This is a genomic window from Pseudobacillus sp. 179-B 2D1 NHS, from assembly GCF_045370945.1.
In the GTDB taxonomy this organism is placed as follows: Bacteria; Bacillota; Bacilli; order Bacillales; family Domibacillaceae; genus Pseudobacillus.
The window spans coordinates 118,284-132,619 of the sequence record NZ_JBIQDP010000011.1; the positions used below are offsets into that span (position 1 = coordinate 118,284).

Here is a 14,336-nt window from a genome sequence, read left to right on the forward strand (position 1 = left end):
TTGTCAGTAAAGTATGGGATTTTAACATTATTATTCCGGCAAAGACATCATGGGTACGAATTAAAATTGGAATTGGATTCCCTCCTTGGAATTAAAGGTAAAATTAATCCTGGTCAGATTTATACCACTCTTGATCGCCTGACACGTGACCAGCTTGTCTCATCCCCAGGAGCAGATGATCAGGAAAGAAAATTGTTTGAGTTACAACCAAAAGGTAAAGATGAATTGGAAAAATGGTTACTGGAACCCGTGCCTTATTACTCGACAAAAGAGGATTTTTTCTTTAAATGGAGTTGTGCTCGTAGAATTCACTTTGCCCAGGAAAAGCAAATGCTTGAACAACAAAAAGCAATGATTATTAAAGAAGTGATGGACTTAACTAAATTAAAAACCGAATTATTGCTTCAGGGGGACGAAAATAAATATTTATTAATCACTGGTATATTGCTGCACTTAGAAGCAGATTTAAATTGGATAAATCAAGTTGAAAATCGAAACCGTTAACATAAATATTATTTTATATAAGTTAAGTAGAGGGGGATTTTTGTCACATCCTTGATCCATCATAAGAAGAATAAAGTGGAAACGCATCAGTGAAAAAATAAATTGATTCTATCAGCCATCTAAAGGACAGTAAAACCATGGAATAGCTTTATAGCTGCTTAGGGTTTTACTGTCCTCTTTTATTTTACAAATCTATTGTCATTTTAATAAGGATAAATTAGGGAGAAGATTTTTTTAGATGTTCAAGACATCCCAAAGGATACGTACTTGTCAGAGAATCATTCAGTCTAGCAAATTCAACTATATATCAGCCAGGAACTGACTTGCAGCCAGAAGATTCTAAATATATCTCTTTGAAAAATCTATTCATGAATTTGGTTATTTATATTTTTCTGCTTAGGTACTTGCCCTGTAGTCCATCGCTTCATTTCCTTATTTTTTATGGTAACTATTCTTTTGAGCTACACCCATACGCTGAGACTGGCCGTTTGGCCGCTGTTGTCGTGAAAAGGACTATACAGGTGTATTTAAAACGAATCAAGAAACAGAGAAGCAAGCCAACTTAATTGGCGGCAAATTAGATTATAAACATTTGCTAAAAAGAAAAGAACCGGTATGTTTGACACTGTAAAACCTGCAATGATCACCCAATAGAATCCTTGGCTTTTTAAACCACAAATAAGACAAGAGCCATAAGAAAGGTCCCGCTCGTATGAGTAGGGCTTATTTTTAGATAGATAGGTTGTTTTTTTTTTTTTTGTGGAAATATTTCCCTGATTTTAACATGGCATATTATGCTATAATCGAACAGTTATTAAAAGAGGGGGAAATAATTTGAAAAAGGCTATCGTATTTTTTTTGAGCTTTCTTCTTGCATTGAGTGTCCTCATACCGAGTGCAAGTGCAGCATCTTTTAAAGATGTCTCAGTGAATTACCGATTTTTCAATGAAATTAACTATCTATCAGGGAAAAGCATCATTTCAGGTTATTCAGATGGACGGTTTGGACCTGATGATAAGGTAACCCGGGCACAGGCGGCCATTATGATTGGAAGGTCACTTAAACTTGATGGTACAAAACGACAAACAACGTTTTCAGACGTTGACGCAAATAATGTAGCCTCTGGTTACATCGATTCTGCTGTAAAAACCGGAATTATCACTGGCTTTCCAGATGGATCTTATCGTCCAAATGAAACAGTAACCCGTGGTCAATTAGCTATCTTCTTGGCACGTGCTTTTAAACTCAGTGACTCAGCTGCAGTTAATTTTAAAGATGTTTCAAAAAATTCAGCTGCCTATCCATTTATCGGAAAAATCATAGCAGCTGGTATTACAGCAGGGTATCCAGATCATACATATCGTCCTAACATTGCAGTAGCCCGTGGTCAGTTTGCAGCATTTATGTCACGTTCGTTAAACCCAGTGTTCATCGATAACACAAAGCGTCCAACCCTTAAAGTTGATTTTTTAAATGTTGGACAGGGAGATGCGATTCTCATTAAATTTCCTAATGGAAAAGCCATGCTAGTCGATGCTGGTCGTTCCGATGATGAGGTGAAAAGAGAATTAGCTTCACTTAATATTTCAGCGATTGATACGTTTGTAGCTACACACCCTGATGCTGATCATATTGGCGGAGCAAATTACGTGATTGAAAACTATAAGGTTAAGAATGTTGTAGATTCTGGTCAGGAGCATACCACTCAAATCTATCTTGATTATTTAAACGCTGTAAAAGCAACTGGCGCATCATTTAAAGTGGCACAAGTGGGTCAAAACATTACATTAGATTCTAGTGTTTCTGTGAAAGTACTTTATGTTAATAGCCATGCAAGTGATTCAAATGAAGGGTCAATTGTACTTATGGTTAGTTATGGAGAGTCTGATTATCTTCTTACAGGTGATACAGATACAAGAGTAGAAGCCTTGTTAGTGGATCAGTACGATTTGGATGCAGAGGTCTTAAAAGCTTCTCATCATGGGTCGGACACTGGTACATCCCAAGCGTTGGTAAATGAAGTTAAGCCGGATTATGGTGTTCTGTCATATGGAGAGAACAATCAATATGGCCATCCGAAATCTGTTGTCGTGAACCGTTTAAAAAACATTGGGGCACACATCGTATCAACACCGAATGGTCAAATTCAAACTTGGACAGATGGCAGTTATGTTTTTATGAAGCAAGTGCCATCAGCGCCTGTTCAGAATTCGGTCCCGGCACCCAAGCCAAAACCAACACCAGAACCAGTTCCGGCTCCCACACCAGCTCCAACTCCAACAAAGTTCCAAAATTGTACGGAGATGAGAAAGGTCTATCCGGATGGAGTAAAGAAAGGTCATCCAGCATATGAATCTAAACACGACCGTGACAATGATGGATGGGCTTGTGAAAGATCATGAGAACTGGAAAATATACCATTGATTCCATTGAAAAAGGGGTAGCCAAACTGCTATATCGTGAAGATGAATCCATTGAGGAATTAATTACTATCGAGACATTCTCTTTTGATGTTAAAGAAGGAGACCTCATTTCAATTGAAGAAGAAAATGGAAAATTAAAGCTAGAATGTTTGGAGGATGAAAAAGAAGATATTCTCAAACAAGTTCGTGCTCTAAAAAAAGAATTGTTAGACCGAGATAATTAGTTTAAAACAAGCCCACTCTATAGGGGGAATAGATCCCATAATTGAGACAGGGACCAAAACGCCTTTAAGAAGCCAGTTGCCGATAGTGTATCGGGTGACTGGCTGTTTAGTTTGGATTGAATACGAATATTTTCTGGCTTTAGTGAGGCGTAAAACGATTTGATTGGGGATTATCGGCGGTTGTTCTGTTTCGTTATCCCTTCGTTGTGGTTTTAATAACTGATCCGGTCCTTCTCGTCTCTGCTGCCTTTAACTTGACTTCTGCCAGATAACTCACTCTTTTATTCACAAAACACACCTCCAAGTTGTATTTAGGTATCCGACATCCTCATTTCAACTTAAAGGTGTTTTTACTTGTCCCATTTTAAGGGGGAATTCCAACTCAATATCTAATGCTCAATCTTTATTTTAACTAAACAATTTTTAACTGTTTTTATTTTGTCTATTTATAATATTAAACACTTCATTAAATATTTGCTCATTATTTGAATGAGAGGAGGATATTATTTTTAATTGTCGAACAGCTCCTTCACAAACACTCCATCTTACATATGAGTTTTGGGACTCATCCAAAATAAAATCAATCAATTCTTTTTCTTCTTTAGACACCTCATAATCATTTATTACTTTTTTAAGTAACTTTTGTATTTTATCGATAGCTATTTCTGGATTTTCAACTGAATCAGGTGACTTATATGGAAAGAGAACTTGATTAGATTCCTTTGTTATTTCAATGTTTTTTTCTAATCGCAAAATATTGTAGTCCAATATATCGGAACTATTAAGATTCAGCTTCATTTGATCAGAATATCTAAATTGATAACCTAATCCTCCAATAAAATGGGTAGATAAATCCATTGCACTTTCTTCTATTTCTCTACCATAAACTTCTATTAACCGTTTTGCCAGCCAATCAAGCTCTTTATAATGACTTTCCGCCATATATTTTTTTAATGACTCATCATTTTCCCCCAATGAGATATTATATAGCTCTGCAATCTTCTCAGTCCCATAGATGGAGTGTTTTACTCGAAGCTGAGAATAAAAAATTTGCTTATCAAAAGGGTTTCCTTCCAATAATAACAAGTTTTGTTGTTCTTCAACTTTTGCATCAACTTTTTGAATAATATAAAGAATTAATTGTGATTTCGTAGCAAAGTAATTATAAAATGTGCCTTTAGAAACTTTGGAATGTTCCAAGATATCTTGAATTGAAGTATCATGATAACCTTTTGTTCGAAACAATTGTTTTGCTGCTTCAATGATTTGCTCTTTTTTACTCATGCCGCATTCCCTCCCTAAAACAATTATTGACATTAGTATTACTATACCATATTATAATAAAAAATGAACTTAAGTATAAAAAAATATACATTAGTTCAAAAAGGGTAAAGGAGCATAAATATTATGGAAAACATTCACACACAACCAGTTGATATAAATGGAAAACACTTTAAAAGAGCTGGCTTTGTACTGGTTTTAATGGTTGGAACTTTTTTAACTATTATTAATCAAACCTTATTGGTTACTGCTTTGCCAAAAATCATGATCGATTTAGATATCAATGCTAATCATGCACAATGGCTTATCACAGCATTTATGTTAATCAGTGGTATCATGATTCCTATTTCAGCATTTTTGCTAAATTTAATTACTAATAGAGGCTTATTTTTTGGAGCGATGGGGAGTTTTGCCGTAGGTACTGTCATTTGTGCATTAAGTACTACATTTAGCACGCTGCTTGTAGGACGTGTTATTCAAGCTATTGGTTCGGGATTAATGATCCCTTTAATGCAAACGTTAATATTTTTGGTGTTTCCAGCTAATCGACGTGGGGAAGCAATGGGGTTAGTAGGAATAGTAATCGCTTTTTCTCCTGCAATTGGCCCAACTCTATCCGGTTGGATTGTTGATAATTATGATTGGCATTACTTATTTTATATAATCCTTCCAATCGTGGGGATGAATATATTGCTAGCATTCTTGTATATGAAAAACATTATTAATGTAACAAAAGCGAAGATAGATATCTTTTCCATTATTCTTAGTAGCCTAGGTTTAGGTTCACTTCTCTATGGAATAAGCATTGCTGGAAACAGAGGATGGGAAAATAATGTTGTATTCACTTCTTGTGTAATCGGCCTTGTAGTAATAGCAATATTTTCTCATCGTCAATTAAAATTAGCACAACCAGTTTTGGAGTTAAGGGTATTTAAGAGTAGAACCTTTACTTTGTCTACAGTCATTGTTTCTATTATTTTTATGACAATGATTGGCTCAGAGATTCTTTTACCGATTTATACACAATCAATACAAGGGTATTCAGCATTTCAATCAGGTCTAATATTACTTCCTGGTGCGCTAGTATTAGGGATTATTTCACCGATTGCAGGGAAAATATTCGATAAATATGGGATTAAAAAAATATCTATGCTAGGCATGTTTATCCTATCCCTGGCCACGTTCCCTTTCCTGCTGCTGACTAAGGATACACCTATTTGGTGGATTATTTGTCTCTATTCTTTAAGGATGTTAGGCATGGGATTAGTTATGATGCCTTTGGCTACAGCAGGGATCAATGCTTTGCCAAATCGTTTAATAAGTCATGGTTCGGCAATTAATAATACTGTTCGTCAAGTGTTTGCATCACTTGGTGCAGCCATAATGGTAGGGGTAATGTCGGCTACCGTTGCTGGGTATTCTAGCAATCATCCAGAAAAGTCCGAAGATGTTTCTCTACTCGCATTATTGGATGGACTGAACCATGGTTTCCTGTCTGCTTTTATTCTAATCATTCTTGCATTTGTTCTATCCTTTTTCATAAAGCCACCAACAGATACAAGAAAAGAGGAATGATAAAATCAGCACCTATTTAGCAAATTGAATTAAACCTGGACGGTGCAGGTGCGAAAAAGCTGTTTCCACTGAGGAAGTTTGGGAAAGGAAGAAGGAGAAAGAATCAGGGTGGGGCAATAGACCCTGAAAGTGATCGTAATGTATAGGTTGAGAGAATCCATTGCGGCTTCGAAATAAAGTTAAACCATTTATAAAAAAGACAAACCGGAATTTCCTCTCTTTATAGAGAAGGGTTTCGGTTTTTCTTATGAGCTAGGTCCTGTTTAAGTGATAGCTCAATTAAAACCGCGTATCGAAAGGATAATTAACTACTAGAAATAATATTTCACGTTAAAAACAGTGAACTATTAAAATTCAATGCTTTTCCTAGTTATGTAGAGCATCAGTTATAATATCGATAGCTACACAAAGATAATCAATGAGAGGGGTCTTCATGGATAATTTCGACTTAAAATTAAAGGAAATCTTTACGTCCACTATGTTAACAAAAAGTCAAAAAATTTCACATGCAGAAAAAATGTTAACAGAAAAGATAGGCCAAGAGACTACTAATTCAGAGTTATATTTCAAATTAGCTGTAGTGGTATTAGAAGAACCGGAAGTAGATTTTATTAAGAGCATAAAATGTATGAAAAAAATCCTTCATTATGATAAAACAAACACAGAGGCAGCTATATTCCTGTCATGGCTTCAATACTTCCATCAAGGGTATATCCATCCAAGCACATTAATTTTATTGGATAATTTATTAGAGAATGCAGAGATGGATTCACTTTCTACATCTCTTATCTATTTAGCGAAATCTTGGAGCGACGAAATCGATGAACAACAACATTATTACTTTTTGGAACAGTCTGTTGAAAGCAATAACCAGTATGTTGATAATTGCCTTGAGCTGTCAAAATGCTATCGCCATAAAGGTGAGATGGATAAAGAACGATACTTCCTGCTTAAAGCTTTGAAGAATATAGAAGAGATCTATCTAATGGATGACTTGTTTAACTTAGCAGCTGCAGAACCGTACTTGAGTGATCGCTTTAGAGGAGTTATCAATATTCCTACTTACGAGGTGCCTGAGTATAATACACTTAAAAGAGAGTCTATATTAAGAACTGTAATTGACAGTCATACGGTGAGCAATATCTTAAAAATATTAAAAGCTTCTAATTAACTAATTTATACATAATTCTTTCTTATCAAGGGCTTCTTATTTGTAAGTAATAGGAGATCAAAGCGAAACCCAACTGAATTCACGTATCTTCAGTGGGAGTTATCCGTTTGCTCCTGATTCATTCTAACCTTATGACTATTTACATCACTCACCCCTCTATAGATATACTTTGTGTGCTGCTAAAAATTAAAGGTGATTAGTGTGTTATCTTATACTTGTTCGTAAATAGTTAATTAAGAACGATTGAAGGGCCTATTTTTTGATTTTCTTTTTAAACTAACAGGGCAGTAATGATGAAGAGGAATATAGTAAAATTGTGTTGGTTTACCATGAAAAGTATAATAACATTCTCAAATGGCAGACGTTATTCACAATATCAAAAGTATAAGGGGATGAAAATGGATAAGAGAATAAAAGAATTAATTGATTATACAAGAGAAAAATACGGCTTACACGAATATCATTTACATACATTTCACATTAACCGTAGTACCACAATTTTCAATGAAACGGTTTATACACTAAGCATGGAATGGTTTCCCAATGATATTAAAGATTGGGGTGATGAGACTTGTAATCCGGAGGGAACAGCGTGTATCGAGATAGACCTCCATTCCAGGAAGGTCAGAAGTGTGATTTATGTTGGGGGAAGGTCCTATACTGATAGCATGACGTTTGATTTGAATAACAAGGACGGAATCATCAAGTGGATTGAAAAGGAAACAGGTCTGAATTACAAAAAGCAGTTTGAGTTCTGGAAGGAAGAAGAAAGAGAGCTTCATTTCAAGGAATGTATAGATGGTTTTGCCGTTTCTCCTTCAGGTTACATTGAATGTAAACTTGATGAGGAAGGAAAACTTATATTATTTTCTGTGACTGGACAGTTTCCTTCTAAGAAACTCGTAAAACAAGACATGTATACACTTTCATTTGAACAATTAGAAGAGTTGGTTAAGGAACAATTGAAGTTGGTCGAATTTCCAATCATGCAGCAGCACAAGCTCGTTCCTGCTTTCGCCATAGAGGAGATTTATATAAAAAATGATTGTTCATCTACTTTGCCTTTTGAGTTTTTGGTAGACGATAAATCTCGCTTGCAAATGGACAAAGTGGTAGAGTGGAATTATCAAATTCAACAACCTTTTCACAGGAAAATAATTTCTCTCATTGAGAATGTCACACCTGAACAAGCCTTTCGATGTGAACCACATCCAGATTTGCAGCCCATCACAGAGGAAGAAGTTAAAAAGTGTATCAGTGCTGTACAAAAATTTTTAAGTCAAGAATACGCTAATGATTCAGGAAAATGGGTATTAAAGTCATTGCATCGGGATAAGGGATACATCCATGCAACTTTAAGGGCAAAAGAACAAGAAGAACGTGTATTTAAAAGAAAAATGAAGCTATTCATTGACTCGAAGACTTATGAAGTGTTGAATCTCATGGATAATAAGTCTTTTTTAGAAATGTATATGGAATTAAAAGAAGTCGATGAAATAAAAGTCACAAAAGAGAAAGCATTTGAGCAACTCAAAGACTTTATTCAGTTGACACCATATTATGTATATGATTTTGAGGAAGGCTACTATGTTTTATGTGGAAAGTTGGATTGTCAATATGCAGTAAAAGCGTGTAATGGGGAAATAGTTGAATTGAGTGAATTGTAATATAGACCGATGGTTTATTCATACTTCTAAGCCGTATGAGAGTTAAGGCGACATCTGTCCCTAGTTTTTATGCCAAAATCGTTGGGACACATCAAGAATGGAGGCTTAACAATGGGTATTGATGTGAGTTTGATTGCATCCCTAATTTTAAATGTGACATTTTTAATTATAATATTTGGACAATTTAAGAAAATCAATGTTTTAAGGGAAGAGAATAAAAGATTAACTCCTATTGAAAACAATGATGAATGGATTGCCTTAGCAAGTGAGAAAATGAAAACCCTAGGTGACATTAAAACCATAAAGTATCTAAGAGAAGAAGAAGGAATGTCAATGATAGATGCTAAACAATTGGTGAGTGCCTTAAAAGAATAAACTTGGTTTTTCATTAACAGGTGCTTTAGTGCGATAGGATTTATCAAACTTTTCTATAGAAATCCTAATAATAATTTGAAAAAATGCTTCAGCTCTTCTTACTAGGGTGGTCACTATCCATTGATACCAGGTAACTAAAGAAGAAACCCACTGAATTCAAGTACCTTCAGTGGGTTTTTTTCATTTATTCAATACATCTTCGCCAAAGCCCTAACCTCTTCGTTTACTGTCTTTTCTTTCTCATTGTCATACGAAATAGTAGAAGCAATGGAGGGGGGCGAAATATGATAAAGAGATTGTCTATATCAGTGGTCGGCTGGATAAAGCGGTGGATCAAAGGGAACAAGCGATGCTGGATTGTTGGCTGAACAGATATAGCGTAACAGCAGCAGAAGGGCAGTTAGGAATCCATAAGAGTGCGGCTTATGAGCTAGCTATATCATAATATTGTTGATAAACTAGCTGAGTAGATCGTTTGGCAAAGGAGAAATGAATCGAGATGATAAGAGCTATCTATACTGGTGATGTCAGATACAATGAATGTAATGTATTTGAATATGACAACGAAACAAAGATGTTTCATATGATAAACGATAAAGAAATTAGTTATCATTTTGATGTCGTAATGAATGATAAAGATTTTATCGTGTTTGTTACAGATGGAGAAACCGCCTATCAAGTTGAAATCAAAAATAGGAATTCAGCTACTGAGTAGGTTACAACACAGAGACAACCTTGAAGCATATGAATCGTGAACTTTACCAGCTATAAAACGAAACACCCTGAATTTCTTCAAGGTGCTGTTTGGTTGTCTTATATTCAATTAGGTGACTCTTGACTATCGGTTGGCATTAAAATGGGGTTGTGCACAGGTTCGTTTGCTCGGTGCGGATGTGTCAGTCTCTCTTCATACCTACGATTAGCCGCATAAAATTGGTCTTCCAACCACCCGGCTTGTTCATGTGTTAGTTCCAATACAAATTCATTATTAGCGTTATCATATGCAGTTAGAAGTACATAGCTTTTATCGTCACGCGTAACATTAGCAACTCTCAGATAAAGGTTTTTGGCTTCCAATCTTAATCGTGTTCCATCCACGGATAGACCTCCTTAAAGCATTTATAGTTCCTATTCCCTGTGGGGAAAAAAGTATGCAGGTAAGTTAGAGTTTTCTAGCTTTAGACTGGATAATAATAGTATTTGTTATTAACGAGCTCATGCTCCTAACAAAGTAACAGGCGCTTTTTATTATTAATACCTCCTCTTTTTTGCCGATGTATAAGGTGAAAGAGGGTTGAGACATGGCTGAGGTTTATAAATTGATTTATCCTTTTAAAAATGAGGATGGTTTAGAAGAAGATACTCATAACATCGTGCTTTCAGCAGAGCAAATAGCATTTATTTTAAATGAACGGCACCAGCTTCCCAAATGCAATCAAAGAAACAATAGAGGAAACGTAAGTGAAACTAAAATAATTGAACACAGGTTTCCATTAAAAGAGCCTTCCTAAGGGAGTGCTCTTTCTTTTTGTAATAAAATTATCCTTAAAGTAATATCAGCAGAGAAGAACAGAGGGACTGGTAGCAGCTAAATTGTCCACCGTGCCATATATTATTGAAAACCCTTGGTTAATGCCTAGGTTATAAGGAAATATACTTACAAATGACTTCAAAAGAGAATATTTACGTTATTTGTATTAAAATGGGGAAGAGTAAGAATAGTTCTGAAAGGAGAGTCCTAAATGAACGAAGAAAAATTATATGATATAGAGATTATAACAGAGAGAGGGAAGTACGGGAGCGAAGTTAATCACGACGTTCTCCAACTAATGCTTCAGGCTGATATCGTTACAATTAAAGGTCAATCGGTAAGAGTTGCGGAAATTGAAGTAACAGGTGAAGGGATAACAAGGTTTCATGGGAATTTAGTTGATTTATAACGCTTATGTAAGCATCCAAACAATTGGGTGCTTTTTTCTTTTGAACGAAGTATTCACTGAGTGACACGAGCAGAGAAAAAATAAAGGGAGAGGAGCAATATGAGAAAAGGCCAAACAGGCTTACACGCTCACAGGCAAAGTGGTAAAGCCGTCATGTGTCCTTACTGGCACTGTGTAAAAACATAGGGGTGGCAGGCAAATTAAAGCAGGAAAAGCAAATGATAACAATTCTATAAAGATATAAATTGAAGAAGAAATGAAAAATAAATATAGATACATTCTTATTATTAGCGCTAGTATAAGAAAATTACGGGCAACAGATAATAAATGAAAAGGAGGTTACACATCATGTCACAAAAGGAAAACAATATACATGGAAAAATTTCAGGTGCACTAAAGGATGATATGGATAGAGAACCAATAGGAGATCGGCTAAATAGTGATAATGCATTTAGCGATAAAGGCTTAAATAATGCACGTTTAACTAGCGAAGCTGTGAAGAAAGAAAATCAATAAAATAAAGATAAGATCGGTTTTTATTTGGGTAGCTTTAGTGCACTAGGATTTATCAAACTTTGTTATAGAAATTATAATAGTAAAGCCATTTGCTAGGGAGAGAAGAATCTGGACAGGCATGTTTGATACTTTTAAATCCGCTATGACTGTCCAACAGAACACCGTGATTTTAACCCACAAATAAGATAAGAACAATAAGCCCCGCTCGTACGAGTGGGGCTTATTTTCATTGCCAGTGCTTTTTCCAGTTGCGGAGAACAGCGCCAGGATTATTGTATTCTGGGAACGTACGGCTTTGCGTCGCTTTGGTCGGGTTAACTGTAATGTTTGCGAAGTACCAACGGCGGTCATCAGGATCATACATAGCGGTCTGATATTTATTTTTGCCGATTACCTGTGGACGCTTTGAGTGTGGCAGCGTGTCGCCGTAAATAATCTGCGTCAGTATACCATTTCTCATATAAAACCAATCTGCGCCTTCATAGCCGTCGCCCATAGAGTATGCAACCATCAACATGTCTGGTTGCCCTTTATATCGCGAAGGAACTGTATAAACCGTTTTGCGAGTCGCGTTCAATAAGTAGCTTTTGTAGTAGAAATTCGACTTTTTAATGTGGCTTGTTTTTGGATTATGCGTATAGAGCGTGTAATTACCCGTATAGAGCAAGTCGCCCTTATCTGCCTCACTATTGTTAGCAGACGCCCAGTCGTTACGGTCTGTTGACGCAATAGCCTTCTTTTCCCTCACGCCTGCGAAATAGATTTTGTACGGCACGCCATTCGCATCTTTTAATGTGTATGTAACTCGGCTTTGTTGTGGTGTAATCGGGTTCTTTGCTGCTTCTGCTGTTGGTTTTAAAGCTGTGAAGCCGACTAACAATAAAACCGTAGAAATAATTACTTTCCAACATCTTTTCATTTTTCATCCCCCTTTTTAGTTTCTAGGTATATTCTATCAGTTGAATTGGGAGATAAAAAGAATATTTAGAAGGTATTTCCAACTGAAAAGGGAAGTAGTTCCGTGGGGAAGCTTTATCATGTTTAAAATGTCAATCACTATCATAGCCGTTTAACAGACTGGTTGGCCTGGTTTAATGATGCGGCAACAAAATACTTCGACCATTATTTGAGTTGGTTTTAGTTTTTGAATCTAATCAGATTCCGCAATAATTCAACAATCATAAGTAAGGCGGTTATTGATAGTTGCTTGTTATCCACTAATGCCACTTATAGAAAATTAAGATTAACAAAATATAGTGGCTAAATTGTTTGTCATTGGAGTGAGTAAATATGAAAAATGAGGATGTAAGGAGTTTCCTTTCCTCGGCTAATCATTATTGTACTTTAATTGATTCATTAACTTGTATTGAGGAAAGAAGTATAGAAAAACTTCTGGTTGCCCTTTTAGACTTATACTTAAAGGCACAGCAACTTCCTGATGTTGAACCTGATAATATAAAAGCACTACAAGTAGAAATTTCTTTACCCAAGATTGATTTCGGTAAATATGAATATTACTGGGAAGTATTTGACCCTTATAAATTAGATAAGCCAGAATGCGGAAGCTTATCAGATGATATTTTAGATATTTATAAAGACCTTAAAGAAGGGATCATATTGTTCGAGCAAGAAACGACTAACGAAGCAATTTGGCATTGGAAATTTCATTTTGAAGCTCACTGGGGTTCACACACAGTAAATGCTTTACGTGCTTTGCATTCAGTAAAGAACGATTTAATTTAAGCCAAAAGGGACTTTAAAATTATAAGTCCCTTTAGCTTTACGAACAATTGATAATAGCATTTAACAGAGCCTAAAAATTAAATAACATTTATTATTGACTAAACGTTCATTCAATAATAAAATAAAACTGAAAATTCAGTATGAAAGAGAGGGATTGCATTGGATTTATATTTTGAGATCACTGGTAATGGTCATCCTGTTGTTCTTGTTCATAGTGGTGGGACTGATTTGAGGGAATGGACACTTTTAGTGTCTCTTTTATCTAAGAATTACAAAGTGATTGCTTTTGATGGCCGCGGTGCTGGTAAATCACCATCTCCTATAAAACATGTAAACTATGTTGAAGACGTACTGGCACTAATGGATGACCTAGAACTGAATCAAGCAGCCATTATAGGCCATTCCATGGGAGGACAGATTGCAACCGATCTCGCTCTTAATTATCCTGAAAGAGTATCAAAACTCGTATTAATTGCTCCTTCCTTGACTGGTTTTTCCTATTCAAAAGAGTTTGAGCAATATCACAACGAAATATTGGAAGCTGCTCCTAATATTGATAAAATGTTAGAGCTTGCCCTTCGTTCATCAACATATCAGGTCGTTATCGATAGTCCGCTCAAAGATCTCATTGTCCGAATGCTCAGACATCATTTCGAGCGTATGCTTAAGTGGCCTGTTGACTTCTGCATGAAATGGCCTCAACCACCAGCAATAGAACGATTAGAAGAATTGAATCCCGAAACTTTGTTTTTTATTGGGAAAAAGGACTTGGCAGATAATTTTCGGGTTGCCGATTGTTTCCGCAGGGTTCCAAACATTCGTTTCGTCGAAATCGAGGATGCCGACCATATGCTGCCCCTCACTCATTCTGAAAATTTATATCAGGAAATCACTGCTTTTATGGAGGATTGAAGTT

General features: G+C 35.8%; 16 protein-coding genes and 1 pseudogene. 14 read left to right on the top strand and 3 right to left on the bottom strand.

All coding sequences use genetic code 11. The features are described 5' to 3' along the window. From ACH0BF_RS12875 to ACH0BF_RS12885, 3 genes are all read left to right on the top strand, one after another. Nucleotides 1-504 carry a PadR family transcriptional regulator gene (locus tag ACH0BF_RS12875; RefSeq protein ID WP_340853758.1) on the top strand — a complete coding sequence of 168 codons (504 nt, stop codon included), beginning with the start codon at nt 1-3 and terminating at the stop codon, nt 502-504. Between the two features lie 876 nt (nt 505-1,380). Beyond that, nucleotides 1,381-2,907, top strand: a complete 1,527-nt coding sequence (locus ACH0BF_RS12880) for an S-layer homology domain-containing protein (RefSeq protein ID WP_406909448.1) — start codon at nt 1,381-1,383, stop codon at nt 2,905-2,907. Continuing rightward, entirely contained in the window at nt 2,904-3,152 is a 249-nt protein-coding gene (locus ACH0BF_RS12885) for a hypothetical protein (protein WP_340853760.1), read from the top strand. Before ACH0BF_RS12880 ends, ACH0BF_RS12885 begins: the two co-directional genes overlap by 4 nt. A gap of 423 nt (nt 3,153-3,575) precedes the next feature. On the opposite strand, the gene ACH0BF_RS12890 is transcribed toward ACH0BF_RS12885, so the two are convergent. Next, the gene (locus ACH0BF_RS12890; RefSeq protein ID WP_340853761.1) at nt 3,576-4,436 is read right to left on the bottom strand and encodes a TetR/AcrR family transcriptional regulator; all 861 of its coding nucleotides are present in this window, start codon (nt 4,434-4,436) and stop codon (nt 3,576-3,578) included. Nucleotides 4,437-4,559: 123 nt separating this feature from the next. Here ACH0BF_RS12890 and ACH0BF_RS12895 point away from each other — a divergent pair, with 123 nt between their 5' ends. From ACH0BF_RS12895 to ACH0BF_RS12915, 5 genes are all read left to right on the top strand, one after another. Further along, nucleotides 4,560-6,008 (top strand): MDR family MFS transporter, encoded by a 1,449-nt coding sequence (locus tag ACH0BF_RS12895; protein ID WP_340853762.1) that lies wholly within the window; start codon nt 4,560-4,562, stop codon nt 6,006-6,008. A 433-nt stretch (nt 6,009-6,441) separates the two neighbouring features. Beyond that, the gene (locus ACH0BF_RS12900) at nt 6,442-7,179 is read left to right on the top strand and encodes a hypothetical protein (RefSeq protein WP_406909449.1); all 738 of its coding nucleotides are present in this window, start codon (nt 6,442-6,444) and stop codon (nt 7,177-7,179) included. 290 nt (nt 7,180-7,469) lie between these two features. Beyond that, nucleotides 7,470-8,846, top strand: a complete 1,377-nt coding sequence (locus tag ACH0BF_RS12905; RefSeq protein ID WP_406909450.1) for a hypothetical protein — start codon at nt 7,470-7,472, stop codon at nt 8,844-8,846. Nucleotides 8,847-8,957: 111 nt separating this feature from the next. Further along, nucleotides 8,958-9,221 (top strand): hypothetical protein, encoded by a 264-nt coding sequence (locus ACH0BF_RS12910; RefSeq protein WP_340853765.1) that lies wholly within the window; start codon nt 8,958-8,960, stop codon nt 9,219-9,221. Between the two features lie 499 nt (nt 9,222-9,720). After that, nucleotides 9,721-9,936, top strand: a complete 216-nt coding sequence (locus ACH0BF_RS12915; RefSeq protein ID WP_120031974.1) for a hypothetical protein — start codon at nt 9,721-9,723, stop codon at nt 9,934-9,936. A gap of 104 nt (nt 9,937-10,040) precedes the next feature. Here the strand turns inward: ACH0BF_RS12915 and ACH0BF_RS12920 are convergent, their stop codons facing one another. Beyond that, nucleotides 10,041-10,319 carry a hypothetical protein gene (locus ACH0BF_RS12920; RefSeq protein ID WP_120031972.1) on the bottom strand — a complete coding sequence of 93 codons (279 nt, stop codon included), beginning with the start codon at nt 10,317-10,319 and terminating at the stop codon, nt 10,041-10,043. 203 nt (nt 10,320-10,522) lie between these two features. Between ACH0BF_RS12920 and ACH0BF_RS12925 the strand changes: the two genes are divergently transcribed. The 3 genes from ACH0BF_RS12925 to ACH0BF_RS12935 all read left to right on the top strand — a co-directional run bounded on the left by ACH0BF_RS12925 (nt 10,523) and on the right by ACH0BF_RS12935 (nt 11,677). Then, nucleotides 10,523-10,732 (top strand): hypothetical protein, encoded by a 210-nt coding sequence (locus ACH0BF_RS12925; protein ID WP_406909451.1) that lies wholly within the window; start codon nt 10,523-10,525, stop codon nt 10,730-10,732. Between the two features lie 231 nt (nt 10,733-10,963). After that, entirely contained in the window at nt 10,964-11,161 is a 198-nt protein-coding gene (locus tag ACH0BF_RS12930; RefSeq protein WP_120031968.1) for a hypothetical protein, read from the top strand. Nucleotides 11,162-11,509: 348 nt separating this feature from the next. Continuing rightward, nucleotides 11,510-11,677 carry a hypothetical protein gene (locus tag ACH0BF_RS12935; RefSeq protein ID WP_340853767.1) on the top strand — a complete coding sequence of 56 codons (168 nt, stop codon included), beginning with the start codon at nt 11,510-11,512 and terminating at the stop codon, nt 11,675-11,677. A gap of 226 nt (nt 11,678-11,903) precedes the next feature. Here ACH0BF_RS12935 and ACH0BF_RS12940 read toward each other — a convergent pair whose 3' ends face one another. Next, entirely contained in the window at nt 11,904-12,596 is a 693-nt protein-coding gene (locus tag ACH0BF_RS12940) for a hypothetical protein (protein WP_340853768.1), read from the bottom strand. Nucleotides 12,597-12,722: 126 nt separating this feature from the next. Here ACH0BF_RS12940 and ACH0BF_RS12945 point away from each other — a divergent pair. The 3 genes and pseudogenes from ACH0BF_RS12945 to ACH0BF_RS12955 all read left to right on the top strand — a co-directional run. Then, nucleotides 12,723-12,941: pseudogene (locus ACH0BF_RS12945) on the top strand (IS1595 family transposase); the annotation flags it as partial. Between the two features lie 26 nt (nt 12,942-12,967). Further along, nucleotides 12,968-13,420 (top strand): DUF5063 domain-containing protein, encoded by a 453-nt coding sequence (locus tag ACH0BF_RS12950; RefSeq protein WP_340853769.1) that lies wholly within the window; start codon nt 12,968-12,970, stop codon nt 13,418-13,420. A 159-nt stretch (nt 13,421-13,579) separates the two neighbouring features. Continuing rightward, entirely contained in the window at nt 13,580-14,332 is a 753-nt protein-coding gene (locus ACH0BF_RS12955) for an alpha/beta fold hydrolase (RefSeq protein ID WP_340853770.1), read from the top strand. Nucleotides 14,333-14,336: the final 4 nt, after the last annotated feature.